The 26,109-nt window shown below is 68.7% G+C and carries 25 protein-coding genes and 2 tRNA genes; 20 read left to right on the forward strand and 7 right to left on the reverse strand.

Annotation, left to right across the window (positions count from 1 at the left end; translation table 11 throughout):
* Positions 1-71 precede the first annotated feature (71 nt).
* On the reverse strand, positions 72-2,906 hold the full coding sequence (locus PG878_RS11900; RefSeq protein WP_244672404.1) for a TonB-dependent receptor: 2,835 nt from the start codon (positions 2,904-2,906) through the stop codon (positions 72-74).
* Between the two features lie 380 nt (positions 2,907-3,286).
* Positions 3,287-4,249: a LysR substrate-binding domain-containing protein gene (locus PG878_RS11905; protein WP_209029101.1), complete on the reverse strand. Its 963-nt coding sequence runs from the start codon at positions 4,247-4,249 to the stop codon at positions 3,287-3,289.
* A gap of 280 nt (positions 4,250-4,529) precedes the next feature.
* Between PG878_RS11905 and PG878_RS11910 the strand changes: the two genes are divergently transcribed.
* The 5 genes from PG878_RS11910 to fdxA all read left to right on the forward strand — a co-directional run bounded on the left by PG878_RS11910 (position 4,530) and on the right by fdxA (position 8,543).
* Positions 4,530-5,150, forward strand: coding sequence for a 2-dehydro-3-deoxy-6-phosphogalactonate aldolase (locus tag PG878_RS11910; RefSeq protein ID WP_041500105.1), 621 nt, complete (start codon positions 4,530-4,532; stop codon positions 5,148-5,150).
* Positions 5,147-6,298, forward strand: coding sequence for a galactonate dehydratase (gene dgoD, locus PG878_RS11915; RefSeq protein WP_209029100.1), 1,152 nt, complete (start codon positions 5,147-5,149; stop codon positions 6,296-6,298). Before PG878_RS11910 ends, dgoD begins: the two co-directional genes overlap by 4 nt.
* Before the next feature lie 4 nt (positions 6,299-6,302).
* Positions 6,303-7,226, forward strand: coding sequence for an SMP-30/gluconolactonase/LRE family protein (locus PG878_RS11920; RefSeq protein WP_209029099.1), 924 nt, complete (start codon positions 6,303-6,305; stop codon positions 7,224-7,226).
* Positions 7,223-8,122, forward strand: a complete 900-nt coding sequence (locus tag PG878_RS11925; protein ID WP_209029098.1) for a 2-dehydro-3-deoxygalactonokinase — start codon at positions 7,223-7,225, stop codon at positions 8,120-8,122. The genes PG878_RS11920 and PG878_RS11925 overlap by 4 nt, the downstream gene beginning before the upstream one ends.
* Positions 8,123-8,219: 97 nt before the next feature.
* Entirely contained in the window at positions 8,220-8,543 is a 324-nt protein-coding gene (gene fdxA, locus PG878_RS11930) for a ferredoxin FdxA (RefSeq protein ID WP_017909525.1), read from the forward strand.
* Positions 8,544-9,298: 755 nt separating this feature from the next.
* Here fdxA and PG878_RS11935 read toward each other — a convergent pair.
* Positions 9,299-9,823, reverse strand: coding sequence for a hypothetical protein (locus PG878_RS11935; protein WP_209029097.1), 525 nt, complete (start codon positions 9,821-9,823; stop codon positions 9,299-9,301).
* Positions 9,824-9,840: 17 nt separating this feature from the next.
* Positions 9,841-10,749: a 4-hydroxy-tetrahydrodipicolinate synthase gene (gene dapA / locus PG878_RS11940; protein ID WP_209029096.1), complete on the reverse strand. Its 909-nt coding sequence runs from the start codon at positions 10,747-10,749 to the stop codon at positions 9,841-9,843.
* 166 nt (positions 10,750-10,915) lie between these two features.
* Between dapA and PG878_RS11945 the strand changes: the two genes are divergently transcribed.
* The 10 genes from PG878_RS11945 to PG878_RS11990 all read left to right on the forward strand — a co-directional run bounded on the left by PG878_RS11945 (position 10,916) and on the right by PG878_RS11990 (position 16,874).
* A complete protein-coding gene (locus PG878_RS11945) occupies positions 10,916-11,491 on the forward strand; it encodes a glycine cleavage system transcriptional repressor (RefSeq protein ID WP_087943489.1) in 576 nt (191 codons plus the stop codon).
* 65 nt (positions 11,492-11,556) lie between these two features.
* Positions 11,557-12,036 (forward strand): peroxiredoxin, encoded by a 480-nt coding sequence (locus PG878_RS11950; RefSeq protein WP_209029095.1) that lies wholly within the window; start codon positions 11,557-11,559, stop codon positions 12,034-12,036.
* 82 nt (positions 12,037-12,118) lie between these two features.
* Positions 12,119-13,519, forward strand: coding sequence for a PhoH family protein (locus tag PG878_RS11955; RefSeq protein ID WP_209029094.1), 1,401 nt, complete (start codon positions 12,119-12,121; stop codon positions 13,517-13,519).
* The gene (locus PG878_RS11960; RefSeq protein WP_311185951.1) at positions 13,516-14,010 is read left to right on the forward strand and encodes a hypothetical protein; all 495 of its coding nucleotides are present in this window, start codon (positions 13,516-13,518) and stop codon (positions 14,008-14,010) included. Before PG878_RS11955 ends, PG878_RS11960 begins: the two co-directional genes overlap by 4 nt.
* Before the next feature lie 84 nt (positions 14,011-14,094).
* Positions 14,095-14,763 (forward strand): YoaK family protein, encoded by a 669-nt coding sequence (locus PG878_RS11965; protein ID WP_209029093.1) that lies wholly within the window; start codon positions 14,095-14,097, stop codon positions 14,761-14,763.
* 47 nt (positions 14,764-14,810) lie between these two features.
* On the forward strand, positions 14,811-15,620 hold the full coding sequence (gene thiD / locus PG878_RS11970; RefSeq protein ID WP_209029092.1) for a bifunctional hydroxymethylpyrimidine kinase/phosphomethylpyrimidine kinase: 810 nt from the start codon (positions 14,811-14,813) through the stop codon (positions 15,618-15,620).
* On the forward strand, positions 15,617-16,486 hold the full coding sequence (locus PG878_RS11975; RefSeq protein ID WP_209029091.1) for an alpha/beta hydrolase family protein: 870 nt from the start codon (positions 15,617-15,619) through the stop codon (positions 16,484-16,486). The genes thiD and PG878_RS11975 overlap by 4 nt, the downstream gene beginning before the upstream one ends.
* A gap of 62 nt (positions 16,487-16,548) precedes the next feature.
* Positions 16,549-16,625: transfer RNA gene (locus PG878_RS11980), tRNA-Arg, on the forward strand.
* 5 nt (positions 16,626-16,630) lie between these two features.
* Complete coding sequence (locus tag PG878_RS11985) at positions 16,631-16,756, forward strand: hypothetical protein (RefSeq protein WP_311185952.1); 126 nt, start codon at positions 16,631-16,633, stop codon at positions 16,754-16,756.
* A 41-nt stretch (positions 16,757-16,797) separates the two neighbouring features.
* A tRNA-Arg gene (locus PG878_RS11990) sits at positions 16,798-16,874 on the forward strand.
* Positions 16,875-17,005: 131 nt separating this feature from the next.
* Here the strand turns inward: PG878_RS11990 and PG878_RS11995 are convergent.
* From PG878_RS11995 to PG878_RS12005, 3 genes are all read right to left on the reverse strand, one after another.
* Complete coding sequence (locus PG878_RS11995; protein ID WP_209029090.1) at positions 17,006-17,800, reverse strand: SDR family NAD(P)-dependent oxidoreductase; 795 nt, start codon at positions 17,798-17,800, stop codon at positions 17,006-17,008.
* A gap of 361 nt (positions 17,801-18,161) precedes the next feature.
* The gene (locus PG878_RS12000) at positions 18,162-19,151 is read right to left on the reverse strand and encodes a DedA family protein/thiosulfate sulfurtransferase GlpE (protein WP_209029089.1); all 990 of its coding nucleotides are present in this window, start codon (positions 19,149-19,151) and stop codon (positions 18,162-18,164) included.
* A 140-nt stretch (positions 19,152-19,291) separates the two neighbouring features.
* The gene (locus PG878_RS12005; protein ID WP_209029088.1) at positions 19,292-20,227 is read right to left on the reverse strand and encodes a LysR substrate-binding domain-containing protein; all 936 of its coding nucleotides are present in this window, start codon (positions 20,225-20,227) and stop codon (positions 19,292-19,294) included.
* Positions 20,228-20,376: 149 nt separating this feature from the next.
* On the opposite strand from PG878_RS12005, the gene PG878_RS12010 reads away from it, so the two are divergent.
* From PG878_RS12010 to PG878_RS12030, 5 genes are all read left to right on the forward strand, one after another.
* A complete protein-coding gene (locus tag PG878_RS12010; protein WP_209029087.1) occupies positions 20,377-21,078 on the forward strand; it encodes a pirin family protein in 702 nt (233 codons plus the stop codon).
* 197 nt (positions 21,079-21,275) lie between these two features.
* Positions 21,276-23,408, forward strand: coding sequence for a glycogen debranching protein GlgX (glgX, locus tag PG878_RS12015; RefSeq protein ID WP_209029086.1), 2,133 nt, complete (start codon positions 21,276-21,278; stop codon positions 23,406-23,408).
* A 342-nt stretch (positions 23,409-23,750) separates the two neighbouring features.
* A complete protein-coding gene (locus tag PG878_RS12020) occupies positions 23,751-24,302 on the forward strand; it encodes a CPBP family intramembrane glutamic endopeptidase (protein ID WP_209029318.1) in 552 nt (183 codons plus the stop codon).
* 286 nt (positions 24,303-24,588) lie between these two features.
* Complete coding sequence (locus PG878_RS12025) at positions 24,589-24,759, forward strand: CsbD family protein (protein WP_082143334.1); 171 nt, start codon at positions 24,589-24,591, stop codon at positions 24,757-24,759.
* 470 nt (positions 24,760-25,229) lie between these two features.
* The gene (locus PG878_RS12030; protein ID WP_244672381.1) at positions 25,230-25,892 is read left to right on the forward strand and encodes a hypothetical protein; all 663 of its coding nucleotides are present in this window, start codon (positions 25,230-25,232) and stop codon (positions 25,890-25,892) included.
* Positions 25,893-26,109: the final 217 nt, after the last annotated feature.

Genomic DNA, 26,109 nt, shown 5'->3' on the forward strand with positions numbered 1-26,109 from the left:
TCGGGAGGAAAAGCCGGCGGCAGCCACCCGCTTCGCCGCAGGCGGACCGCGCGCCGGAGATTGCTGTACGCCTACCAGTTGGCGCGCAGCACCAGCGAGTAGCGACGATCGTTGACGAACCAGCTGCGCGTGTACAGGTGATTGTCGACTTCGCCGCCGTCGTAGGACGTCGGCCCCATCAACACCTTGGTGAGCGAATTGGTGATGTTGTTGGCCTGCACGCCCAACTGCAGGTGCGGCGTGAACCGATAGAACACCGAACCGTCGAGCTGGCCATAGTCGTCCGACCAGGTCGGCAGTTTGGTCGACACGTCGCTGGCGGTCAGCAGGTAGCGCGAGCGCCAGTTGTAGGCCAGGCGCACCGACAGCGGGCCTTTCTCGTAGATGCCGGCGACGTTGTAGCTGCGCCGCGACAGGCCTTCCAGCGGCAGCGCCACGCCGGTCACGGTGGTCTTGGTGTAGGGATCGGTGGCCGTGTTCACGCCGCCGCTGCTGTCGACGAAGGTGAAGTTGGCATTGACGCCGAAGCCGCTCATCCAGCCCGGCAACGAATCGAAGAACTGCGTGTAGCCGTACTCGAAGCCGCGGATGCGGCCCTTGTCCATGTTGTACGGACGCGTCACCAGGAAGTCCTGGCCGCCGTAGTTCTCGGTGACGGTCTGGTTGGAGAAGTAGTCCTTGACGCTCTTGTAGAACAGCGTCACGTACATCATGTCGCTGCTGTCGAAGTACCACTCCAGCGCGGCGTCGTACTGGTCGGCCTTCATCGGCTTGAGGTTGGGATTGCCGGCGGTGCCGGTCCAGTCCTTCAGCGAGCCGTCGTCGTTGACGGTGGCCGTCAGCAGCAGATACGGCTGCAACTGGGTGTAGTCCGGCCGCGCCATCGCCTTGGACGCGGCCAGACGCAGCTGCAATGCATCGGAGAACTTGAAGCGCAGGTTCAGGCTCGGCAGCACGTCGGTGTAGCTGCCGCGTGCGTCGTTCGGGAAATACTGCCCGTAGTACTGGGCCTTGAGCGCGTCCGAGGCCGAGGTGGCGGACAGGTCCGGATACTGGCCGTAGCCCGAGGCCTCGGTCCTGGTCTGCACCACGCGCACGCCGATGTTGCCGTCCACCGGCACGCCCAGCGCGGTGTCGTTGCCGAAGTACATCACCATGTACGCGGCCTGGGTGCGTTCGAACTGGCGGTTGGTGTCCTGCAACTGGTACTGGTCCGGCGCCCAGCCATAACCGCGCAGTGCGACGATCTGCTCGATCAGCGCCGAGGTGCCGGCGTAGTCCTTGACCGCGCTGTTGCGCGGGAAGTACAGGTTGTTGGGCACGCGCACCTTGCCGCGCAGCAGGTTCGAAAAGGAATACAGCGACGAGGACGCGGTCATGTAGCTGGCCAGGTCGGCCAGGCCGGTGGCGGTGCCGGGGATGGTCGCCCAGTTGTCGCTGATCACGCCCCAGTTGTAGCCGGAATTCTTGTTGGTCTGGGTGCGGTCGGTGGCGCGGATGCCGGCACGGAAGGTGCGCAGCCACGGGTTGTCGTCGTAGCTGTATTCCAGGTCGAAGCGCGTGGCCAGCTCGCGGCCGCGGTTCTTGGCCAGGTGATCCATCGCCGCGCTCCAGAAATAATTGGAGGGGTCGGCGGTGTAGCTGGGGTCGGCCAGGGTCACCGCAGGGTACTTGCCGCTGAGGTCGAAGCTCAGGCCCGGCAGATAGATCGAACTGAACAGCGTGAAATCCAGGGTGTCGCTCTGCGACTGCACCAGTTGCATGTCGCCGCGCACGGTCAGCCGGTCGGTCAGGCGATGGGTGAAGCCGCCGGACAGATCGGAGGTGGTGGTGCTCTGCCGGGCGTAGCGGTTGTCGGTGTAGAAGCGCACGCCGTCGTTGCCGGTGACGTTGCCGCGCCAGGAACTGGACACCGGCGCGCCGCTGACGAAGCGGCCCTGGTCGTCGTAGGTGAAGGTGGTGCCGGGTGCCGGCGCGATCGCGTTGGTGTCGTCGTTGAAGAACGCCGCGCGCTCCTGCCAGTTCATGTCGTAGGACGAGCGCAGGTATTGCACGTAGAGGTCGGTAGCGTCGCTGGGCCGCCACTGGAAGGCGGCCGCCACGCCCTTGCGCTTGCGTTCGAACTCCAGTTGCCGCCAGTTGACGCCACCGGGCACGTAGACCTTGTCGAAGCTGGTGCCGGCCAGCAAGGCGGGATCGGTGCGGCGCACGAACGGTTCCACCTGGATCCCGTCGCTGCGCGTGGCCAGCTCCGAGTGCGCGACATCGAGCATGAAGCCCATCTCGCCCAGGCCGGTGTTCCAGCGATCGCTGAACAGGAACGAGCCCGAGGGCTTGTAGGTCTTGCTCAGGTCGCCGTAGTTGACGTCGGCGGTGAAGCCGATCACCCGCCCCGGCTGGTCGAACGGCATGCGCGTGCGCAGGTTGACGGTGCCGCCGAGGCCGCCTTCGATGATCTCCGCCGAGGGATTCTTGTACACGTCCACGCCGGCCATCAGTTCGGCCGGCACGTCCTCGAAACTGAGTCCGCGTCCGCTGGCGGCGCTGAAGCTGTCGCGGCCGTTGAGTTCGCCGCGCACCTGGGTCATGCCGCGGATCATCACCCCGCTGCCTTCGGCCGAGAAGTGGTCCGGGTCGTTGCGCGCCATGAAGTGATCGATGGTCACGCCGCTGACCCGCTGCAGGGTCTCGGTGACGCTGCGGTCCGGCAGTGCGCCGATGTCCTCGGCGCTGACCGCGTCGACGATCTGCTCGGCGTCGTGCTTGATCGACTGCGACTTGATCAGGCTCGCCCGCACGCCCTTGACCTCGATCGCGTCGAGCTGGACAGGATCGCTCTGCTTGGCGACAGGCTGTTTGGCGGCGGGTACAGCCTCCTGCGCCAACGCCTGCGCGCTGAGCAGCATGCCGATGCTCAGCGCGATGAGGGAATGCGGCAAAACGCGGGGACGGCGCGACGCTGCGGTCGGCCAGGCCGGACCACGGGGATGCTGCGATGCCATGCTGTTTCCCTCCCAGGAGACATGCACACAGACACGGGCGACGGCGCGCCAGGGCGCCGTCCTGCGAGTTGTGACGGCACCGGCCGAGGCCGTTGCCGTATCGGGTGGCGCCCCTGCACTGGGCAAGCGGGCCGCCACCGCGATCGGCCGAGACTAGAAATGCACTTCGCGTGACGCAAATGAAAATTTCACGCCCAGCTATGCGATTCCAGACTACCGGGATACCCACCACGGCATGTCTACGAAATCGTCCACTCGCGGCATGACGACGCCGGCGGGGACGTTCAGAGGCTCCCCGCGCGTTCTGGATACAGCCGCTTGGCCGCGTTGCGCAGCGCCAGCAACACGCGTTCGGCACCCGGCGGCAGCAGATAATCGCGGCGGCGCACGATGCCGAACGATTCCATGCGCACGCCCAGCGTGATCGGCAACACCGTCAGCAGCTTGGCCTGCACGTATGGCGCCACCGCCTCGGCCGGCAGCGCGGCCAGCAGATCGCTGCCGCGCAGCAGGCTGGTCATCACCGGCAGCGACGAGGTCTCGATGACGTTCTGCGGCGCCGGCACCGCATGCTCCAGGAACATCGCGTCCAGGCGCGCGCGCAACACGCTGTCGGCCGGCGGCAGCACCCAGCCGTAGCGGGCCAGGTCGGCATGGCGCAGGTCGGCGCGGGTGGACAGCGGGTGGCCGGCGCGGGCGATCACCGAATGCGGCTCGTCGGCCAGCGGCTCGAACTCCAGCGCCTCGGCGCCGTAGGGGCCGAGGATGCGCCCGATCACGATGTCGAGCTGGCCATCGAGCAGCTTGGCCACCAGCGGCCGGCTGTAGTCCATCTCCACCCGCACCAGGATGCCGGGGAACTCGCGCTTGACCTCGGCGATCGCCTGCGGCACCAGGTTGGTGCCCGGATTGACCACGGTGCCGATCGAGACCTGGCCCATGCGCCCTTCGCACAGCGCCGCGATCTCTTCCTGCGCACGGCCGATCTCCGACATCGCCGCGCGCGCGCGGCGGATCAGCACCTGCCCGTACCAGGTCGGCTCGACCCCGCGCGCGTGGCGCTCGAACAGCTTCACCCCCAGCAGGTCCTCCATCTCCGCCAGCAGCTTGGACGCCGCCGGCTGGGTCATGCTGGCCGCCTCGGCGGCGCGCAGCACCGAACGGTGCTCGTGCAACTGCAGCAGCAGCAACAGGTGCCGGGTCTTCAGGCGCGCGGCGTTGAACCAGGGATTGGCGGAAGCATTCATCGTGAGCAGGCGTCCTGGAAGGCGAAGCCGCCTATTCGGCGGCGGAATAGAATATGCCTAAAATTTCATTTGCAGAGCATAGCTCACACGCGCAGGCTACGGTCCATCGCGCCCCCGCCGGCGTCGCCGTTCGTCGGGCACCGGCCTGCCGCGGCGGATGCCGCCGGGTTGGCCAGCGCGCCGACGCACGGGCGCGGACCGTGGCCTCCCGCCTCCGGTCCCGCCGCGGCGTCGCGCTGGCCGGGCGCCTCCGTCACCGTCGTTTCCGCCAGGTATCCCGATGTCCGCCGCTTCCCCGTTTCGACTCCCGCTGATCGCGATCCTGCGCGGTCTCACCCCCGAAGACGCGCTGGCGCACGTCGGGGCGCTGGCCGATGCCGGCTACGACGCGATCGAGATCCCGCTCAACTCGCCGCGCTGGGCCGACAGCATCGGCCCGGCCGCGCAGGCGTTCGGGCAACGCTGCTGGATCGGCGGCGGCACCGTGCTGCAGATCGGCGACGTCGACGCCCTGGCCGATCTCGGCGCGCGCTTCATCGTCACCCCCAACACGCGCCCACCGGTGATCCGCCACGCGGTGGCGCGCGGCCTGCAGGTGGTGGCCGGCTTCGCCACCGCCACCGAGGCGTTCGACGCGCTGGATGCCGGCGCGCAGATGCTCAAGCTGTTCCCCGCCGCCACCTACGGCCCCGGCCACGTGCGCGCCCTGCGCGCGGTGCTGCCGGCGCAGGTGCCGCTGTTCGTGGTCGGCGGCGTCAACACCGAGACCCTGCACGACTACCTCGGCGCCGGCGCGATCGGCGCCGGCATCGGCGGCGAGCTGTACCGCCCCGGCCAATCGCTCGCACAGACCCAGGCGCACGCCGCCGCCTTCCGCCACGCCTATCTGGACCGCGCATGAAGATCGTCCGCCTCACCACCTACCACGCCGCGCCGCGCTGGCTGTTCCTGAAGATCGAGACCGACGAAGGCATCACCGGCTGGGGCGAGCCGGTCATCGAAGGCCGCGCGCGCAGCGTCGAGGCCGCGGTGCGCGAACTCGGCGAGAGCCTGATCGGCAAGGATCCGGCACGGATCAACGACATCTGGCAGATGCTCTACCGCGGCGGCTTCTACCGCGGCGGCCCGATCCTGATGAGCGCCATCGCCGGCATCGACCAGGCGCTGTGGGACATCAAGGGCAAGGCGCTGGGCGTGCCGGTGTACGAACTGCTCGGCGGCCGCGTGCGCGACCGCATGAAGACCTACCGCTGGGTCGGCGGCGACCGCCCCGCGGCGACCATCGCGCAGATCCAGGGCTACCGCGACCTCGGCTTCGACACCTTCAAGTTCAACGGCACCGAGGAAATGAAGCTGATCGACGGCCCGCGCGCAGTCGATGCGGCGGTGGCCAAGGTGGCGCAGATCCGCGAGGCGTTCGGCACCGCCATCGACTTCGGCATCGACTTCCACGGCCGCGTCGCCGCGCCGATGGCGCGCGTGCTGCTGCGCGAACTGGAACCGTTCAGGCCGCTGTTCGTCGAGGAGCCGGTGCTGCCCGAGCAGGCCGAGTACTACCCGCGGCTGGCCGCGTCCACGCCGATCCCGCTGGCGGCCGGCGAGCGCATGTTCTCGCGCTTCGACTTCAAGCCGGTGCTGCAGGCCGGCGGCCTGTCGCTGCTGCAGCCGGATCTCTCGCATGCCGGCGGCATCACCGAATGCCTGAAGATCGCCAGCATGGCCGAGGCCTACGAGGTCGGCCTGGCGCCGCACTGCCCGCTCGGCCCGGTGGCGCTGGCCGCCTGCCTGCAGGTGGACTTCGTCTCGCACAACGCGGTGCTGCAGGAACAGAGCATCGGCATCCACTACAACGAAGGCGCCGACCTGCTCGACTACGTGCTCAACAAGGACGACTTCGCCTGCGACAATGGCGGCAGCATCGCCGCATTGCCCAAACCGGGCCTCGGCGTGGAAATCGACGAGGAGCGCCTGCGCCATGCCAACGCCAACCCACCCGACTGGCACAACCCCATCTGGCGTCACGCCGACGGCAGCATCGCCGAGTGGTGAGCCGATGAACGTTTCCGCCCCGCCCCGCCACACCGCCACGCTGGCAGTGGACAGCCGCTGTGCGCATGGCGAAGGCATGCTGTGGTGCGAACGCCGCGGCGTGCTGTTCTGGGTCGACATCAGCGGCCGCCGCCTGTGGCGCCACGATCCGTCCAGCAACGTCAGCCGTCATTGGGACCTGCCCGATCGCCCCGGCTGCCTGGGCCTGTTCGACGACGGCCGCCTGCTGCTCGCGCTGGCCAAAGGCGTGTACGTTGCCGATCCGGACGCCGCGGCGGAGACCGACAGCGCGCTGCCGCTGCAGCACCTGGCGGACGTGGAGCCGGAACGCGACGACACCCGCAGCAACGACGGCCGCGCCGACCGCCATGGCAACTTCGTGTTCGGCACCATGAGCGAGCGCGAGGACCAGGCGCCGGTCGGCAGCTTCTACCAGTGGTCGGCGCGCCACGGCCTGCGCCGCCTGCCGCTGCCGGGCGTGGCCATCCCCAACGCGATCTGCTTCAGCGCCGACGGCCACACCCTGTACTACTGCGACTCGGTGCAGCCGCGCATCCTGTGCTGCGACTACGACCCGGACAGCGCGCACACCGCCAACAGTCGCGTGTTCGCCGAACTGGACCATGCCGGCGCCGAGCCGGACGGCGCCATCGTCGACGCCGAAGGCCACCTGTGGAACGCGCAATGGCGCGCCTGGCAGGTGGTGCGCTACCGCCCCGACGGCAGCGTCGAGCGCCGCGTCGCCCTGCCGGTCAAGCATCCCACCTGCCCCGCGCTCGGCGGCGCCGACGGCGGCACGTTGTACCTGAGCACCTCGCGGCAGGACCACAGCGAGGACGAACTGGCACGCACGCCGCAGGCCGGCGGCGTGTACGTGGCCGCGGTCGGCATCGCCGGCCTGCCCGAAGGACGCATCGCCAGCGCATGATCGTCGTCGATTGGGGGACCAGCAGCCTGCGCGGCTATCGGCTCGATGCCGATGGCGGCATTCTCGACCAGCGCCGCAGCGACCAGGGCATCGCCGCCTGCCAGGGCCGTTTTGCCGCGACCCTGGCCGCCCTGATCGACGGCTGGGACGGCGACGTCGTCCTGTGCGGGATGATCGGCAGCCGCAACGGCTGGATCGAACTGCCGTACGCGCCCTGCCCGGCCGACGCCGCCGCCCTGGCCGCGGCGATGCAGCCGCTGCAGGATCCGGCCCTGCCCGGCCGCACGCTGTGGTTCGTGCCCGGCGTGGCCAGCGACGCCGACGCCGTGCCGGACGTGATGCGCGGCGAGGAGACGCAGTTGATCGGCCTGCTCGCGTTGCTTGCGCAGGACCCGCCGACGGCCGATATCCACCACGTCTGCCTGCCCGGCACCCACAGCAAGTGGGTGACCTTGCAAGACGGGCGCATCGCCTCGGTGGCGACGATGATGACCGGGGAACTGTACGCGCTGCTGCGCACGCACAGCCTGCTGGCGCGGCTGATGGACGCCGACGACAGCGTCTTCGATGCGGCCGCGTTCGATGCCGGCGTGCAGCGCAGCGGCGACCCCGGCGGCTTGCTGCACCATCTGTTCGGCGTGCGCAGTCTGGGGCTGTTCGATCGCCTGAGCGCGGCCGCGGCGCCGTCCTATCTGTCGGGCCTGCTGATCGGCCACGAACTGCGCGCGCGCCCTACCTTGCCACCGGTGGTGCACCTGGTCGGCGGCAGCGGCCTGCTGGCGCGCTACGCGCATGCGCTAGGCGCACTCGGCAGCCGCGTGCGCACCCACCCCGAGGACCTGGCCGCGCGCGGCCTGTATCGGCTGGCGCAGCAGCACGGCGGCCTCGCCGGCTGAGGCGCGCGCGGCGACCGCGACCCTGCCGCCGCCGCGCGCGCGCGGCGGCGAGCGCGGCTTTGCATTAGAATCACCGGGTTAATCGCCGGATCGAGCCATGCCTTTCGTCGTCACCGAAAACTGCATCAAGTGCAAATACACCGACTGCGTGGAAGTGTGCCCCGTGGATTGCTTCCACGCCGGCCCGAACTTCCTGGTGATCGATCCGGACGAGTGCATCGACTGCACCCTGTGCGAGCCGGAATGCCCGGCCAACGCCATCTACCCCGAAGACGACGTGCCGGCCGGCCAGGAAGGTTTTGTCGCGCTCAACGCGGAACTGGCCAAGGCCTGGCCGGTGCTCACCACGCGCCAGGAACCGCTGCCCGACGCCGCCGAGTGGGACGGCAAGCCGAACAAACTGCCGCTGTTGCAGAAGTAATCCGCCGCGGATTCCGCCCGGGCGCCGTCCGCCGAACAGTCGATACAAGCGACGGCTTCAGGACGCCTCCACCAACTCACTTTGCCTCAGTACAACCGGACACGTGGTTACGACCTGGTAGAACGCTAGGCTTTGCCCGCACCCTCATCCGCCCCTGCGGGGCACCTTCTCCCGAGGGGAGAAGGAAGAAGCCGAAGCCCCTCTCCCCTCGGGAGAGGGGTTGGGGTGAGGGTCCGGAGCGCGCAGCGCCTTCGCCGATCTGGCAATGCGAGGCTTCGCCCGTACCCTCATCCGCCCCTGCGGGGCACCTTCTCCCGAAGGGAGAAGGAAGAAGCCGAAGCCCCTCTCCCACCGGGCGAGGGGTTGGGGTGAGGGTACGGAGCGCGCAGCGCCTTCGCCGATCTGCCAATGCGAGGCTTCGCCCGTACCCTCATCCGCCCCTGCGGGGCACCTTCTCCCGAGGGGAGAAGGAAGAAGCCGAAGCCCCTCTCCCCTCGGGAGAGGGGTTGGGGTGAGGGTACGGCGCGCAGCATCGCGCCGAAGCAAGGAACGGCGGTTCTTTTCCGCTTCTGGATCAGCCGCGAGGGAAATCCCGGCAAAACCCATCGTGGCTAAAGCCGCTCCTTGCATCTGCGAAAGGAACCGCGCAATAAAGAAACCGCGCAGTGTTCTCGCGGAACGAAAACGGGCGCACTACGGCGCCCGTTTTACGTTCTGCACCAGATCCGGCGCGCGGCGCCGGACCTACGCCGGACTTAGTGGCCCAGCTTGGCCTTCAACGCCGCGATCAGCTTGACCGGCGCTTCGCCGGTGGCCGGCAGGCCGCGCGGGTCCACCGCCGAGACGTACACGCCGGCATCCACCGCCACCACGCGCACCAGGAAGTTGCTGCCTTCGTAGGCCACGTCGTAGGAGCCCAGCAGCTGCGCGCGGCTGGCGATGGTCACGCCGTCGATGCCGCCCAACGCATCGCCGACCTGGCCGAACACCTGGTCGCGCGTCCCCGGCACCACGAAGCCGCTGTTCGACGCCGCCGGGGCCTGCCCGGCCGGGGCCGCAGGCCGCTGCGCCGAGGCCAGCGCCGGCACCTTCATCGCCGCCGAGGTGTCGGGCGAGGTCAGATCCGGCGGCACTTCCAGCGGGCGCATGTCGGGCGCCAGCGCGTAGTCGCCGCGCGGCTTGCCCTTGTGGAACCAGCTGCAACCGCTGGTGGCCGCGACCAGGGTGGTCGCCAGCACGGCGGCCGACAGCACGCGGACGTAGGGAACGGAAGCACGCATCAATCAATCTCCTGGAGTCAGGCCGCGAGCGTTTCGCGGCTGGATAGGTCTTCCAACGCGGCAGCGTCGGCGGCAAGTCGGTCGGCCGTGGCGTGGTGCGCCGCGGACAGCGGCAGCAGCGGCAGCCGCAGGCCCTGGCCGATCCCGGCGCGCTGCAGCAGCGCCTTGACCGGGATCGGGTTGGATTCGATGCCGCAGAACGCATGGAACGGCTGCAGCCGCGCGTCCCAGGCCTGCGCCGGCTCGGCCTTGCCCGCACGCGCCAAGTCGCACAGGCGCCGGTAGGCGCGCGGCAAGGCGTTGGAGGCCACCGAGATCAGTCCGTCGAAGCCGGCGAGCATCGCCTGCGCGGCGCTGCCGTCGTCGCCGCTGAACACGGCGAACTGGTCGCTGCGCAGGGCCGCCAGCGCGGCAATGCGCTGCGGGTCGCTCACCGCTTCCTTGATGCCGACGATGTTCGGGTGCTGGGCCAGTTGCGCCACGGTTTCCGGCAGCAGGTCGCAACCGGTGCGACCGGGCACGTTGTACAGCAGCACCGGCAGGCCGCCCTGCTCGGCGACCTGGGTGTAGTGCGCGATCAAGCCGGCCTGGGTCGGACGCACGTACGGCGGGGTCACCACCAGCGCGTACTGCGCGCCACCGGCGGCGGCGCGCTGGGTCAGCGCCACGGTCTTGGCGGTACCGGACAGGCCGGTGCCGGCCAGCACCGGCACGCGCCCGCCGATCGTCCGCACCGCCTCGCGCAGGATCCGATCGTATTCCTCGTCCAGCAGCGTCGCGGCCTCACCGGTCGATCCCGCCACCACCAGCCCCTGCACGCCGCCGTCGAGCTGGCGTTTGAGCAGCCGCTGCCAGGCGTCGAGGTCGAGGTCGCCATTGCCCTGGAAGGGCGTGGCCAGGGCGGTGATGATGCCGGAGAGGGACAAGATGCCGGGTGCTCGCTGGGAGAGAAGGGCCGCGCAGGCTGCGCGGACGGGTCGGCCCCGCACGCGGGGCAAGGTCGCCCCGCATGTTACTTGCGGCCCGAAAGCGCGGGCAAGTATGCTGCACACCATGCCGGGCGACCGCCCGGATGCCGTTCAGCCTTACGCAATGCCGGAAGCCCCTTTGACCGACACCACGCCCCGGCCCGCGCCGACCGAAAACCACCTCCTGATCAACGCCTACACGACGCATCCGGAGTCGCCCTTGTTGCCGGTGACGCGTCGCATCGCCGACAGCGGCTGCAATCTCGTCGATGCGCGCCTGGCCACGGTCGGCCGCGACGTGTCGGTGACCGCGCTGGCGACCGGCTCGTGGGACTCGGTCGCCAAGCTCGAAGCCATGCTCACCCGCCTCGACCGCGAGGAAGGCATGAAGCTGGTGTGGTACCGCACCGGCGCCAAGCAGGCGCAGTCCAACCTGCTGCCGTACATCGTCGAAGTCATCGCCGCCGACAAACCCGGCATCCTGTTCCAGTTGGCCGACTTCTTCGACCGCCAGGGCATCACCATCGAGAACCTGCAGAGCACGCGCTATCGCGCCATGCAGACCGGCGCGGAGATGTTCTCGGCGCAGGTGACGATCGGCGTGCCGGCGAACATGCACATCGCCGCCCTGCGCGACGACTTCCTCGAGTTCTGCGACCACCTCAACCTGGACGCGATCATGGATCCGATGAAGTTCTGAGTGCGCCGCGCTGGACACCGACGCAATCGAACGCGGATGATGGCGATGCACGCGGAGGACACCCCATGAAGGACGGCGACACCCTGGACCGCAGCACGCTGGCCTTGCCGCTGGCGCTGTCCGGCGGCGCAAGCGCCACGCTCGGCGACTACGCCGGCCGCTGGCTGGTGCTGTATTTCTATCCGAAGGACAGCACGCCCGGCTGCACCACCGAGGGCATCGAGTTCAACGCACTGCTGCCGCAGTTCGCACAGGCCGGCGCCACCGTGCTGGGCGTGTCGCGCGACTCGGTGAAGTCGCACGACAACTTCTGCGCCAAGCAGGGCTTCGGCTTTGCCCTGGTCAGCGACGCCGACGAAGCGCTGTGCCGCGCCTTCGACGTGATCAAGGAAAAGAACATGTACGGCCGCCAGGTGCTGGGCATCGAGCGCAGCACCTTCCTGCTCTCGCCGACCGGCCAACTGGTCCGCAGCTGGCGCAAGGTCAAGGTCCCCGGCCACGCCCAGGCCGTGCTAGACGCGCTGCAGGCCGCCGCCAAGCAGTGACCACTGCCGTTTCCCGCACCCCGCATCGCCCTGCCCCGCAGGCAGCGATGGTTCGTCCCTGCTCCTCTTCCAGGAATCCATGATGACCCGAGGCAAGCGCATCTACGTGCTGGATACCAACGTGCTGATGCACGATCCGACCGCGCTGTTCAAGTTCGAGGAGCACGACGTGTTCCTGCCGATGCAGGTGATCGAGGAACTGGACAATGCCAAGAAGGGCATGTCCGAAGTCAGCCGCAACGCGCGCCAGGTCAGCCGTTTCCTCAACGAGCTGATCGAGGGCGCCGGCGCCGAGCAGATCGAATCCGGCATTCCGCTCAGCCATCCGCAGGGCATCCAGCTCAAGAGCACCGGCGCCATCGGCCGGCTGTACTTCCAGATCCGCCCGGTCGAGCCGGGGCGCAGCTTCGGCAGCGTGGCCCCGGACAACAAGATCCTGGCCGCCGTGCTGGCGCTGCGCGAGGAACACCCGGAAACCCCGGTGATCCTGGTGTCCAAGGACATCAACCTGCGCATCAAGGCGGCGATCAGCGGCCTGGTCGCCGAGGACTACGAGAACGACCGCGCGCTCGACGATTTCAGCCTGCTCTACACCGGCGCGATCGAGCTGCCGGAGAACTTCTGGCAGAAGCACAACCAGGACCTGCGCAGTTGGAGCGACAAGGGCCGCACCTGCTACGAGATCGCCCTGGCCGCCGACGAGGACTGGTATCCGAACCAGTACCTGTACCTGCCCGGCGAGGACGAAGTGGAACTGCGCGTGGTCAAGGTCAATGCCGAGCGCAAGGCGACCCTGGCGCTGGTCGACGACTTCCGCAGCGGCCAGCACGCGGTGTGGGGCATCGCCGCGCGCAACCGCGAGCAGAACTTCGCGCTCAACGCGCTGATGGACCCGGAAATCGACTTCGTCACCCTGCTCGGCACCGCCGGCACCGGCAAGACCCTGCTGGCGCTGGCCGCAGGCCTGGCGCAGACCATGGACCAGCAGCGCTACCGCGAGATCATCATGACCCGCGCCACGGTCAGCGTCGGCGAGGACATCGGCTTCCTGCCCGGCACCGAGGAAGAGAAGATGACGCCGTGGATGGGCGCGCTCACCGACAACCTGGAAGTGCTCACCCACACCCAGGAAGGCGGCACCTGGGGCCGCCAGGCCACCAACGACCTGCTCGCCAGCCGCATCAAGATCCGCTCGATGAACTTCATGCGCGGGCGCACCTTCCTGTCGCGCTACCTGATCCTGGACGAAGCGCAGAACCTGACCCCGAAGCAGATGAAGACGCTGATCACCCGTGCCGGCCCCGGCACCAAGATCGTGTGCCTGGGCAACGTCGAACAGATCGACACGCCCTACCTGACCGAGACCACCTCCGGCCTGACCTACGCGGTGGACCGCTTCAAGGCCTGGCCGCACAGTGCGCACATCACCCTGCGCCGCGGCGAGCGCTCGCGCCTGGCCGACTACGCCTCGGAGGTGCTGTGAACGCGGCGGCCGGCACGCGCCTGGCCACGGCGACGCTGGCGATGGCGCTGCTCGGCGCCTGCGCAACCGCGCGCGGGCCGGCCACGGTGCCGACCGCGATCAAGGCCGGGCAGTCGTGGATCGTCACCCGCAACAGCACCGCCGCGCAGGTGCTCGACACCTGCGCGCGCGACAGCCCGGCGCGCCAGGACGGCGCGGTCACCGGCTACTGGATCCCGACCCCGGAACAGATCGCGGACCTGGAAGCGCACCTGGCGCAACTGCAGCCGCAGATCGCCGACCCCACCGCGTCCGATCGCCAGTACGTCGGCATCCTGTACCGCGGCAAGCAGGCGATCTACGTCAACGCCTTCGCGCCGGACGACGGCAGCGAGCGCGACCCCGCGGTCGATGCGGTCCGTGCCTGCGGCGGCGGCAGCCGCTTCTGGGGCGCGGTCTACGACCCGGCCAGCGCCCGCTTCTCCGAGGTCGCGGTCAACGGCGCACGCTGAGATGGCCACGGGCAGGCGCCAACCGCGGCACGCTGGGGCGGCAGCGTCGCGCGGCCGCCGCGCCGCGGCTGCTTCGCGCGCGGCATGAACCTGGAACTGCCACGCTGGGCCTGGGCCTTCGCCGGCGCGCTGGCCGCCGTCGCCGGCATGGTCAACGTGGTCGGCTATCTGGGCTTCGAGCATCAAGCGGTCACCCACCTCACCGGCACCACCACCCTGCTCGGCGCCGCACTGGCCGACGGCGACGCGCGCGCGATCGCGCAACTGATCGGCGTGGTGCTGGCCTTCCTCGGCGGATCGATGCTTGGCGGCTTCATCGTGCAGGACAGCCGCCTGCGCCTGGGCCGCCGCTACGGCGTGGCGCTGGCGCTGGAAGCGCTGCTGCTGCTGGCGGCGATGCAGGCCTTCAAGCAGCAGCAACTCGCCGGCGCGGTGCTCGCCGCGATCGCCTGCGGCCTGCAGAACGCCACCACCACCGTCTACAGCGGCGCGGTGGTGCGCACCACCCACCTCACCGGCATGTTCACCGACCTGGGCATCGGCCTCGGCCAGGCGCTGCGCGGGCTGCCGCTGCCGCGCCGGCGCATCCGCCTGAGCCTGCTGATCATCGGCGGCTTCCTGTGCGGCGGCGTACTCGGCGCCTGGGCCTACCGGCAGGTCGGCTTCGACGCACTGCTCGGCCCCGCCCTGCTGACCGGCACGGTCGGCACCCTGTACGCGCTGCAGGCGCACTACCGCCGCCGCGAACGCTGAAAGCGCGGCCGGGTGCATAAGCGACGCCAGCCCTGCACAATCGGCGCATGAGCGAACCCACCGTCGTCTCCGCGCTGAGCATCGCCGGCACCGATTCCGGCGGCGGCGCCGGCCTCCAGGCCGATCTCAAGACCTTCGCCGCGCATCGCGTGCACGGGCTGGCCGCGGCCGCCGCGCTGACCGCGCAGCACACCCGCGGCGTCACCGCGGTACATGTGCCGCCGCTGTCGTTCCTGCGCGCGCAGATCGATGCCTGCTTCGCCGACTTCGACATCGCCGCGGTCAAGCTCGGCATGCTCGCCAACGCCGAGGTGATCCACCTGGTCGCCGATGCGCTGGAAGAATATCGCCCGCCGTGGGTGGTGCTGGACCCGGTGATGGTGGCCACCAGCGGCGCCAAGCTGCTGCAGGACGACGCCCTGGACGCGCTGCGCGGCCGCCTGTTGCCGCTGGCGACACTGGTGACGCCGAACGTGCCCGAAGCGCAGTTGCTGCTCGGCCGCCCGATCGACAACGCCGACGACGCCGAGCGCGCGACTGCGGCACTGCTGGAGGCCGGCGCGCAGGCGGTGCTGCTCAAGGGCGGTCATCTGCCGGAGGGCCAGCGGGTGATCGACCGCTACGACGACGGCGTCAGCCGCAGCGAGTTCAGCCACGCACGACTGGCGCTGGACGCGCACGGCACCGGCTGCACCCTGGCCGCGGCGATCGCCGCACAACTGTGCCAGGGGCTGGCCTTGCCGGCCGCCTGCGAAGCGGCGATCGACTACGTGGCGCGCGCACTGCGCGGCAGCAACCGGCCCGGCCGCAGCGACGTGGCGGTGCTGGATCACTTCGGCGCGGCGCGCGGCCCATGAGCGCCGCCCCCAGCGGCGCGTCCGCGATCGCCGAGCACGCCCTGCCCGTCGCCGCGGCCGACGGCCATCGCTGGACCTTGCTGGCGCGCGTTCCCGACGCGCCGCGGCAGGCGCTGCTGTGGCTGCCGGCGCTGGGCGTGGCCGCGCGCCATTACCTGCCGTTCGCCGAAGCGCTGGCCGCGCACGGCGTCGCGGTGTTCCTGCACGAATGGCGCGGCAACGGCAGCAGCACGCTGCGGCCGTCGCGGCAATGCGACTGGGGCTACCGCGCCGTGCTGCAACTGGATCTGCCCGCCAGCCAGGCGGCGATCGCCGGAGCCGGCATCGCAGCGCCGCTGCTCGTCGGCGGCCACAGCCTCGGCGGACAGCTCGCCTGCTGCTACGCCAGCCTGCAGCCGCAGGCCTTCGCCGCGCTGTGGCTGGTCGCCAGCGGCACGCCGTACTGGCGCCGTTTCCCCGCGCCGCGCGGCTATCTGCTGCCATTGGCGTATCGCCTGCTGCCCTGGCTGGCGCAGCGGCAGGGTGTGCTGCATGGTCGCCGCCTGGGCTTCGGCGGCACCGAAGCGCGCGGCCTGATCGCCGATTGGGCGCGCGTGGGCCGCAGCGGCCGCTACGCCGCGGCCGGCCTGGCCACCGACCTGGAAGCGCGCCTGGCGCAACTGACGCTGCCGGTGCGCGGCGTGGTGCTGCAGGACGACTGGCTGGCGCCGGCATCCTCGCTGCGCGGTCTGCTGGACAAACTGGCCACGCCGGCAGCGCAGATCCACTGCCTGGACGCCGCGCAGCTGGGCACGGCCGCCGACCATTTCGCCTGGATGAAGCGGCCCACCGCGGTCGCCGCGGCGCTGCTGGGCGGAGCGTGGTGAAATTTTTCGGAAAGAGCATTGACGGGCCACATCGACTCCCGCATAATTCCGCTCCTGACGACGCGCCCGTAGCTCAGTTGGATAGAGTACCTGGCTACGAACCAGGCGGTCGGGAGTTCGAATCTCTCCGGGCGCACCAGTCAGATGAAAAACGACAAGCCACCGCTTGTCGTTTTTTTTTTGCCCTGCCGCCGCGATGCGAATCGCAACCAGGCCGTGCGCAGCGGCATCGTCGCCCGTTTGCGTCATGCGCACGACACGCAGGTGTAGACGAATCGCCGCAACTCGTGAATAATCCCGCGCCTGACGACGCGCCCGTAGCTCAGTTGGATAGAGTACCTGGCTACGAACCAGGCGGTCGGGAGTTCGAATCTCTCCGGGCGCACCAGTCAGATCAAAAACGACAAGCCAGTGCTTGTCGTTTTTTTTTGCCTGCGCGGCGGCGATTGCATGCCGCGCGCAGCGGCGAACGATGCGCGCGGCCGGCCTCGTCTGCGCGACCGACGAGGCCGCACCCGCTCAGGCGATGGTATCCACCACGCCGCCATCCACACGCAACGCCGCACCGGTAGTGGCGGACGCCTGCGGCGAGGCGACGTAGACGCAGAGATTGGCGACCTCCTCCACCGTGGCGGCACGACGGATGATCGAGCTGGCGCGATGCGCCTTGACGAAATCGGCGGCGACCTCGTCCAGCGGCTTGCCGGACTGTTGCACCTGGTCGGACAACATGGCGGCGACGCCTTCGGTCAGCGTCGGACCCGGCAGGATGGCATTCACGGTCACGCCGGTGCCGGCCATGCGCTTGGCCAACCCGCGCGACAGGGCGAGATCGGCGGTCTTGGTCACGCCGTAGTGAATCATCTCGACCGGGATATTGAGTCCGGACTCCGACGAGACGAACAGCACGCGCCCCCACCCCTTGTCCGCCATCCCTTGCAGATACGCACGAGACAGGCGCACGCCGGACAGCACGTTGACGGCCAGGAAGCGCTCCCACTCCGCATCGGGCGTCTCGAAGAAGTCCTGCATGCCGAAGATGCCGGCGTTGTTGACCAGGATATCGACCGCAGGAAGCGCGGCGACGATCGCCTCGCAGCCGGCTGCGGTCGCCACGTCGCCCACCACGGCGCGCACGCTGGCGACAGGGAGGTCGCGCTTGAGCGCCGCCACGGCGGCCTCGGTACGGGCCTCGTCGCGGCCATTCAGCGCCACCACGGCACCCGCCGCAGCCAGGCCCTTGGCGATCCCGAAACCGATGCCGGCAGTGGAACCGGTGACGAGGGCGGTTTTCCCGGATAGATCGATCTTCATGGCTATCTCCGTGCATGAGGTGAGGATGAGCATTCGCTTCGACACGCGCCGTGCGGGATCGGCGCCGATGCGTGTCTGCCGCACCGGTGGTGTCATCGGCCGAATCATGGACGCATCCGCCGGCAGGCAAGTGAACGCGCCCCAGGCGGTACCTCCGCTCGACGTCGCCACGCCAGCGCGATGCGGGCGACGCAGGCGGAAGCATCGAGCGCACGGGGGCGTGACGCGCGCCCTCGCCTGCCTACCTGCCCAACCGCACACCCGTGCCTGCAGACGATGCACTCGCCGGCATCGGCTGGGCGCATGCATCGCCTGTACATCGTGACGTCGTCGGGACGCATGACGTTCCGGCCGCGGCGACTCACGCCGCGATCGTGCCGCCCTTCGGCGCTGGCGCCACCGCAACCGCAGCGTCCAGCGCGATCAGCGGATGGCCCGCCGCACGCCACGCATCCAGCCCACCGCGCAGCGGCAGCACGTCCTCGAACGCGTGCTGGCGCAGACGCCTGGCCAGGATCGCGGCCGACACCTCGTTCGGGCAGGCGCAATAGATGACGATCCTGCGGTCGCGCGGCAAGCGCGCGACAAGCGCGTCGACCTGGCGATCGTCCACTTCCAGTGCGCCAGGGATCGCGTACGGCTCCAGCGTGCGATAGCCCGGAGCGCGAATGTCCAGAAGCAGCGGCGGCGTCTCGCTCTGCAGCAGCGCATGCAGTTCGTCGACATCGATGCGACGTGTCTCCATTGCCTTGCGCAGCGTATGCCGGCGCCAGGCGCGGTAGCCGACGTACAGCGCCAGCAGGCCGGCCAGCAGCAAACCCGCGCGCCTGCCGAGCAGGCTCAGCCAGTCCAGCAAGTCCTGCACCTGGTCGGCGAAGCACAGGCCCAGCAACAACCCGACGCCGGCCCACAAGGCCGCGCCCAGCGCGTCGTAGCGCAGGAAGGCCGTCGGACGCACGCGCATCGCGCCGGCCATCGGCACCGACACCATCGACAGGCCCGGCACGAACTTGGCCACCGCCAGCACGCGCACGCCCCAGCGCGCATAGAAGCGCTCGGTGCGCTTCATGCAGCTGTCGCGCGACAGCGACAGCCGGCACAACGACTGCAGGGTACGATTGCCGTAACGGCGCCCGGCACCGAACCACAGCAGATCGCCGAGCAAGCTGGCCGCGATCGACACCGACAAGGCACCGAGCAGCGCACTCCACATCGCCGCGCCGTCGAGCAGCGCATAGGTCGCCCCGACCAGGATCAACGTGGGCAGCGCCGGTACCGGCAGGCCCAGCGACAAGGCCAGGACATTGACGAAGACCAGCCCGAGTCCGTAGCGCGCAATCAGGTCCTGCATGGCGTGGCGGGCGGAAAGAAGAAGATGCCGCGCATTATCCTCCCGTCGCCCACCGCGCGCGCAGGCATCAGGGCATCACCGGCGGAACAGACCCATCCATCGTCGCCCTGCGGCACGCGTCGCCGGTGTCCCGACGTGCATCACACCCCATCGTCCAGCCGCGCCGCCATCTGCGCCAGCCATGCCGCGAACACGCCCGGCTGGCGCATGCGCGCGCGCCACCAGGCCAGCGCCGCGCCCTCCTCGCCGCTGCGCCAGGCCAACTGGAACACCTCGTCCGGTTTCGGCTCCTCCACCGCCTTGCGCACCAGCGTGCCACGCGCCAGCGCCGCGCGCGCATACGGCTCGGGCAGGAAGCCGAAGCCGAGCCCGGCCAGTTGCAGCCGGTACTTGCTGCGCATGTCCGGCACGGTCAGCGCGTCCTGGCCGAACAGCAGCCCGACCGTGCGCGGCAGCAGCCGCCGTGCCGAGTCCGCCACCGCGATCGCGCGGTGTGCGCTCAGCTGGCTGCGGCTGAGCGGTTCCGGCGCCTGCGCCAGCGGGTGCCCGGGCGCGACCGCGAACACGAACGGCAGCGTGCCGAGCGGCTCGGCCACGTAGCCGCCACCGCTGGGCCCTTCGCCGGCGGCCCCGACCAGCAGATCCACCCGCCGGTCCAGCAGCGCCTCCCAGGTGCCGGACAGCGATTCCTGCACCACCCGCAGCCGGGTCTGGTCGGCGACCGCGTAGAACGCCGCCATGTCCTGCGCCAGGCATTCCGGCGCGAACACCGCATCCAGGCCCAGCGCGAATTCGGTCTCCCAGCCCGATGCCACGCGGCGTACGCGCAGTTCCAGATCGCCAGCGGCACGCAGCAAGTGGCGGCCTTCGCGCAGCAGTTCGGCCCCCGCGGCGGTCGGCACCGCTTTCGGCCCGATTCGCTCGAACAGTTGCACACCCAGGTCCTCCTCCAGCTTGGCGACGGTGTAGGAGATGGTCGACGGCACCTTGTGCAGCGCCTTGCCGGCGGCCGAGAACGAGCCGCGACGATCGATGGCGTCGAGGATCTGCAGGGCATCGAGGCTGAGCTTGAGCATTCGAATTTTTCGATGATAGATGCCGAATCTATCCGTTTTTCAAACCCGGCGACAGCACCGATACTTGTTTCCAAGCCGAAGCGCACGCGAAATCAACCCGACCGGCGCTTTCGATCCACTTGCATATCAACGCCACCAAGGAGCCTCCCATGCTGCAGATCCGCCCCGCCAACACCCGTGGCCGCGCCGAACACGGCTGGCTGTCCTCGCGCCACACCTTTTCCTTCGGCCACTACCACGACCCGCGCCACATGGGCTTCGGGCCGCTGCGGGTGATCAACGAAGATCGCGTGCAGCCCGGCCAGGGCTTCGGCACCCACGCCCATCGCGACATGGAGATCCTGTCCTACGTGGTCGAGGGCGCGCTGGAGCACAAGGACAGCATGGGCAACGGTTCGGTGCTGCGCTACGGCGACGTGCAGCGCATGAGCGCCGGCTCCGGGGTCACCCACAGCGAATTCAACCACTCCGCCAGCGAGCCGGTGCACTTCCTGCAGATCTGGGTGATGCCCGAGCGCGCCGGGATCGATCCGGGCTACGAGGAAAAGCACTTCGCCCCGGACAGCAAGCGCGGCCAGTTGCGCCTGATCGCCGCCCCGCAGGGCGAGGACGGTGCGGTGCGCATCCACCAGGACGCGCGCATCTACGCCTCGATCCTCGACGGCGATGCGCGCCTGGACTACCCGCTGGCGGCCGGGCGCGGCGCCTATGTGCAGGTGGTGCGCGGCACGCTGCGCGTCAACGGCCAGACCCTGCAGGCCGGCGACGCAGTCCAGGCGGTCGACGAGGCGAACCTACAGTTCGCCGATGCCCAGGACAGCGAGTTCCTGCTGTTCGACCTGCCGCGCTGAGCGCTGCAGGCCAGTCGCGCCCGGGGCCATCGGACCGGGCCGACGCAGCGGCGCCACGGCGCCGCTGCGTCGGCCGCCCCTCGCTTTCCATCAGGCCCTCACACCACCCTCGGCATCCCGTAACGCGTCCTGCACGGTGTCCGCGGCAATGCTTCCGCTCTCCCTCCCCTACTGCCGGCGTGCCGGCCGAGAGCCCGATGCGCCATCCGACCAGTGCCGCCTATGCCACCCCTTCGCGCATCCGCGAGGGGCGTCCCTTTCCGCGCGGCGCCGTCTTCGATGGTCAGGGCACCAACTTCGCCTTGTTCTCGGCGCACGCCACCCGCGTGGAACTGTGCCTGTTCGACGAAGCCGGCACCGAGACGCGCCTGGACCTGCCCGAATACACCAACGAGATCTGGCACGGCTACCTGCCCGACGTGAAGCCGGGCCAGCGCTACGGCTATCGCGTACATGGCCCCTATGAACCCAGCGAAGGCCACCGTTTCAATCCCAACAAGCTGCTGCTCGACCCCTATGCGCGCGAGCTCGAGGGCGACCTGATCTGGGCCGACGAGTTGTACGGCTACACCGTCGGCCATGCCGATGGCGACCTGAGCTTCGACGAGCGCGACAGCGCGCCGTTCATGCCCAAGTGCGTGGTGGTCGAGGACACCTACGACTGGGGGGACGACCAGCGCCTGCTGACGCCGTGGAGCCAGACCCTGGTCTACGAGACCCACGTGCGCGGTTACACCATGCGCCACCCGCAGGTGCCGGAGGAACTGCGCGGCACCTGCGCCGGCCTGGCCCAGGAGCCGGTGCTGCGCTACATCAAGGAGCTGGGCGTCAGCGCGGTGGAACTGCTGCCGGTCCACGCCTACCTCGACGACCAGCATCTGCTCGACAAGGATCTGCGCAACTACTGGGGCTACAACACGCTCGGCTTCTTCGCGATCAAGTCGCGCTACCTGGCCAGCGGCCACCGCGACGAGTTCCGCGACATGGTCAAGGCCATGCATCGCCAGGGCCTGGAGGTCATCCTCGACGTCGTCTACAACCACACCGCCGAAGGCAGCGAACTGGGTCCCACCCTCTCCTTCCGTGGCATCGACAACGCCAGCTACTACCGCCTGGCCGAGGACAAGCGCTACTACATCAACGACACCGGCACCGGCAACACGCTCAACCTGAGCAACTCGCGGGTGATCCAGTTCGTCAACGACTCGCTGCGCTACTGGGCCGGCGAGATGCATGTGGACGGCTTCCGTTTCGACCTGGCCACCATCCTCGGCCGCGAACCCACCGGCTTCGACCAGCGAGGCGGTTTCCTCGACGCCTGCAACCAGGACCCGCTGCTGTCGCAGGTCAAGCTCATCGCCGAGCCCTGGGACTGCGGCCCGGGCGGCTACCAGGTCGGCCACTTCCCGCCGGGCTGGTCCGAGTGGAACGACAAGTTCCGCGACAACGCCCGCGCGTTCTGGAAGGGCGACGAGGGCAAGCTCGCCGAGTTCGCCACCCGCTTCACCGGCTCGGCCGACCTGTTCGACCGGCGCGGGCGCCGGCCATGGGCCTCGGTGAACTTCATCACTGCGCACGATGGCTTCACCCTGCACGACCTGGTCAGCTACAACGGCAAGCACAACGACGCCAATGGCGAGGACAACCGCGACGGCTCCGACCACGACAGCTCCTGCAACTATGGCGCCGAAGGCGAGACCGACGATGCCGGCATCCTGCAGTTGCGCGAGCGGCAGATGAAGAACCTGCTGGCGACCCTGCTGCTGTCGCAGGGCACGCCGATGCTGCTGGCCGGCGACGAGCGCGCACAGACCCAGGGCGGCAACAACAACACGTACTGCCAGGACAACGAGATCACCTGGATCGACTGGGAGCGCGACCCGACCGAGGGCCGCCTCACCGCCTTCGTCAAGGCGCTGAGCGCGCTGCGCCAGCGCTACCCGATCCTGACGCGTGGCCGCTTCCTCAACGGCCAGTACAACGAAGAGGCCGGCGTGCGCGACCTCACCTGGCTCAATCCGGGCGGCACCCAGATGGACGATGCGCACTGGACCGATGCCGGCGCACGCTCGGTCGGCCTCTTGCTGGAAGGCAAGGCGCAGACCTCCGGCGTCAAGGAACTGGCCAACGACCACACCCTGCTGATCGTCATCAACGCCTACCACGAGGGCGTGAGCTTCGTGCTGCCGTCCTCGGAAGAGGAAGTGCACTGGAAGCTAGTGCTGTCCACCGACGACACGCTGCAGGTCGACAGCATGCCGGCCGGCGCCAGCGAGTTCCTGGCGCCGCCGCGCAGCGTCAGCGTGTTCGAGTGCCAGACCGGCGCTTAGTCGCCACACGCCGCCTGGGATTGCGCGCGGACTGACGCGTCCGCGCCTGCATTGCGTCGCCAGCGCTGGTCGCTGGCGACGCGCACGATGCCGGCATCTGCACGTGCTCTACGGGGCGCCGCACTGCGTTGGTCTGCATGGCCTTTGGCACGGTGCTCGATGGTGCAGGCTCGCTAGGCTGAGTGCCCGCTTCCTTCCAGGCCCGGCATGCAGCACTCCGTCCAAGGCAACGATCACACCACGTCCGCCAGCTCCTTCATGCGCCACCCGCTGCTGCGCATCGCGCTCAGCGCCGCGATCCTCGCGTTGGCGTCCTATGCATGGCTCCCGTTTCCGTGGCGCATGCCTGTGGTCGGCCTGCTCGGTCTCTGCCTGGTGTGGATCGAAACGCGCTCCAGCCTCGCGTGCGGCGTGGCGCGCCCTCGCCTGGTGTCCGTGATCGGCTGGACGGTACTGCTGGTGTTGTTGACCATGGGCTTGATCACGCCGGTGCTGCAACCGCTGATCGACACCATCACCGGGCACAAGACCGACTACAGCGCCTACGGCGCGCTCAAGGGTAATGTGCAGGCCACCACCCACCTGATCGGCGCGGCATGGCTGAGCGCGGCACTCGGCGAAGAACTGGTGTTCCGCGCCTTCCTCATGCACCAGCTCGATGCGCTGCTGGGACGCCTGCGCGGCGGCCGCTGGATCGCCGCACTGGCAGGTGGCGTGGTATTCGGCCTGATGCATGCCGCGCAAGGCGCGTCCGGCATCCTGCTGACCGGCGTGGTCGGCATGATGTTCGGGTATGCCTATCTGCGCTCCAGGCGCAATCTGTGGGCGATGATCCTCGCGCATGGCCTGATCGACACCTGGGGCGTGACCACCCTGTATCTGGGCTGGTACTGAGCGCGCAGCGCGGTCGAGGGTCGTCACTCGGTGCACTCATGCGGAGCATGCCGTCGCCGCCGGCAGGCAGATGAAAGGACATGTCGCCGTGCTCGTGCTTCCTCTGTAAAAGCGCCAGGCGCGCCACCCAAACGAGGCGCGCGATCGCTGCTACAGGCGTCGGCACACAACCCGTCCGCTACCTAAATGATCGAGCGCACGCCCGCTCAATTTTCACTTGCGCGCCACCGGCCTGCGCGCAGTTTGGCGATGCCCACTTCAGGGCATCCCTACTGCGGAGTCAACGATGGACAAGAATCGCACCGAAGGCGCCAAGAACCAGATCAAGGGCACCATCAAGGAAGTCGCCGGCAAGGTCACCGGCAACAAGGTGAAGGAAGTCGAAGGCAAGATGCAGAAGAACGCCGGCAAGGTACAGAGCGAAGTGGGCAAGGCGCGCGACCACGCGCGCGGTTGAGCCAGGTTCTCGTGCTCCCCTGCCGCCAATGGCCGGGGAGTTTTTGCGAGCGACCTGCCCCCGTCGACTCGCTGTCCGATTCGCCTGATGCGCAGATCCACGGGATGCACACAGGCCTCCGCAATGACCAACGGGTGGACTGGCGTAGCGCGACGCAGTGCAGCGTTCAACACGCTGCCACGGCACCAGTCCGCGACAGCAAGGCGATCGAACACGGTACGTCCCGGAGTGGTTTGCCGAGACAGCGCTGGTAGAAGCATCACGAACGCGATCCGGGTCCACATTGCGCAGCGCATCGGGTCGCGACCCGCAAACAGTCCACCACACGCCTGATCAGATCGACGCGAAACTGTTGCGAAGGCACCAGCCTGACGTCGTTTGGTGCATACCAGTCGGGAAGCGATGGCGCCGCTCCATGCATCCCACCATACTGACGCTCACGTTGCACCTGCATCGGGACAAACTCACCGATGCGCAATGCACTGCGTGATTTGACAACCCGCGGATGTGCACAGCCTTCCGACCACGAACACACCCGTGACATTTCCGCCCCAATCAAAGCATCGATGCACATGATTGCCTCCCCCAGAAGAGCAGCGCTCTTGCTTTTCCTGCTGCTTCCTGCCGCCCAGGCCGATATGACTGCTGTGGCAGCGACTCAAACAGCACCTGTCGAAATAACCGAAAGCGACTTTACCGTGGCAATCAACACACACGCTTTCGCCCTGGGTGAAAGCTGGAGCGAACAGACGAGGAAGCAGGCAGGCACACAGATCAGCGAGAGTTTTGCAGGAGACGTGCCCGCCGGGGAGACCAGCTACAAGTACTACCAGCATCGATATGCCGGGTTTGACATCTATACGGCAAACCTCCCCTGGCAAAAAGAACAACGCGACGTCGACAGCTACGTCATTGCGCAGATCACCATCAACGCACCCGCGATCAAAACGGCCAGAGGCGTCGCGATCGGCGACACGCAGAATGTGCTGATCACCACCTATGGCCAAGGCACGACGGATGACAGCGATGGCCAGCACTGGCGCTACTATGAGACGAAGAACAAGCGTCTCTCTTTTCAGCTTGAGCATGGAAGAATCATCCACATCATGATGACGCTCGACACGAACAGCTGAAATCAGCGCGTCAGTTCGCCGCTGAGAACGCGCCATGAAGCAGGACTGCAGCCCAAAACATGGCCGCCGTCATCGCGCGCGCCCAACGTGAACTCGAAAAGCAACGCGGTCGCGCGACTTGGCTCACGACCATCGTCGACAACGGCACACCTCGGAGATTCGGTCGATCGACACCGGCAGATTGGCCTGCGCTTCCGGGCGCGTTAGCTGCGTTGCC

The organism is Xanthomonas hawaiiensis, from assembly GCF_031834635.1.
GTDB lineage: Bacteria > Pseudomonadota > Gammaproteobacteria > Xanthomonadales > Xanthomonadaceae > Xanthomonas_A > Xanthomonas_A sacchari.

Bases quoted from the DNA above. Each gene is read 5' to 3' on its own strand.
- PG878_RS11900 (WP_244672404.1), bottom strand. From the start codon at position 2,906: ATGCTGCTCAGCGCGCAGGCGTTGGCGCAGGAGGCTGTACCCGCCGCC.
- PG878_RS11905 (WP_209029101.1), bottom strand. From the start codon at position 4,249: ATGAATGCTTCCGCCAATCCCTGGTTCAACGCCGCGCGCCTGAAGACC.
- PG878_RS11950 (WP_209029095.1), top strand. From the start codon at position 11,557: ATGAAGGACGGCGACACCCTGGACCGCAGCACGCTGGCCTTGCCGCTG.
- PG878_RS12005 (WP_209029088.1), bottom strand. From the start codon at position 20,227: ATGCTCAAGCTCAGCCTCGATGCCCTGCAGATCCTCGACGCCATCGAT.
- PG878_RS11995 (WP_209029090.1), bottom strand. From the start codon at position 17,800: ATGAAGATCGATCTATCCGGGAAAACCGCCCTCGTCACCGGTTCCACT.
- PG878_RS11945 (WP_087943489.1), top strand. From the start codon at position 10,916: ATGCCGGAAGCCCCTTTGACCGACACCACGCCCCGGCCCGCGCCGACC.
- PG878_RS12000 (WP_209029089.1), bottom strand. From the start codon at position 19,151: ATGCAGGACCTGATTGCGCGCTACGGACTCGGGCTGGTCTTCGTCAAT.
- PG878_RS11925 (WP_209029098.1), top strand. From the start codon at position 7,223: ATGATCGTCGTCGATTGGGGGACCAGCAGCCTGCGCGGCTATCGGCTC.
- fdxA (WP_017909525.1), top strand. From the start codon at position 8,220: ATGCCTTTCGTCGTCACCGAAAACTGCATCAAGTGCAAATACACCGAC.
- PG878_RS12030 (WP_244672381.1), top strand. From the start codon at position 25,230: ATGCGCAATGCACTGCGTGATTTGACAACCCGCGGATGTGCACAGCCT.
- PG878_RS11910 (WP_041500105.1), top strand. From the start codon at position 4,530: ATGTCCGCCGCTTCCCCGTTTCGACTCCCGCTGATCGCGATCCTGCGC.
- PG878_RS11955 (WP_209029094.1), top strand. From the start codon at position 12,119: ATGACCCGAGGCAAGCGCATCTACGTGCTGGATACCAACGTGCTGATG.
- PG878_RS11965 (WP_209029093.1), top strand. From the start codon at position 14,095: ATGAACCTGGAACTGCCACGCTGGGCCTGGGCCTTCGCCGGCGCGCTG.
- PG878_RS12020 (WP_209029318.1), top strand. From the start codon at position 23,751: ATGCCTGTGGTCGGCCTGCTCGGTCTCTGCCTGGTGTGGATCGAAACG.
- thiD (WP_209029092.1), top strand. From the start codon at position 14,811: ATGAGCGAACCCACCGTCGTCTCCGCGCTGAGCATCGCCGGCACCGAT.
- PG878_RS11935 (WP_209029097.1), bottom strand. From the start codon at position 9,823: ATGCGTGCTTCCGTTCCCTACGTCCGCGTGCTGTCGGCCGCCGTGCTG.
- PG878_RS12025 (WP_082143334.1), top strand. From the start codon at position 24,589: ATGGACAAGAATCGCACCGAAGGCGCCAAGAACCAGATCAAGGGCACC.
- PG878_RS11920 (WP_209029099.1), top strand. From the start codon at position 6,303: ATGAACGTTTCCGCCCCGCCCCGCCACACCGCCACGCTGGCAGTGGAC.
- dgoD (WP_209029100.1), top strand. From the start codon at position 5,147: ATGAAGATCGTCCGCCTCACCACCTACCACGCCGCGCCGCGCTGGCTG.
- glgX (WP_209029086.1), top strand. From the start codon at position 21,276: ATGCGCCATCCGACCAGTGCCGCCTATGCCACCCCTTCGCGCATCCGC.
- PG878_RS12010 (WP_209029087.1), top strand. From the start codon at position 20,377: ATGCTGCAGATCCGCCCCGCCAACACCCGTGGCCGCGCCGAACACGGC.
- PG878_RS11975 (WP_209029091.1), top strand. From the start codon at position 15,617: ATGAGCGCCGCCCCCAGCGGCGCGTCCGCGATCGCCGAGCACGCCCTG.
- PG878_RS11985 (WP_311185952.1), top strand. From the start codon at position 16,631: ATGAAAAACGACAAGCCACCGCTTGTCGTTTTTTTTTTGCCCTGCCGC.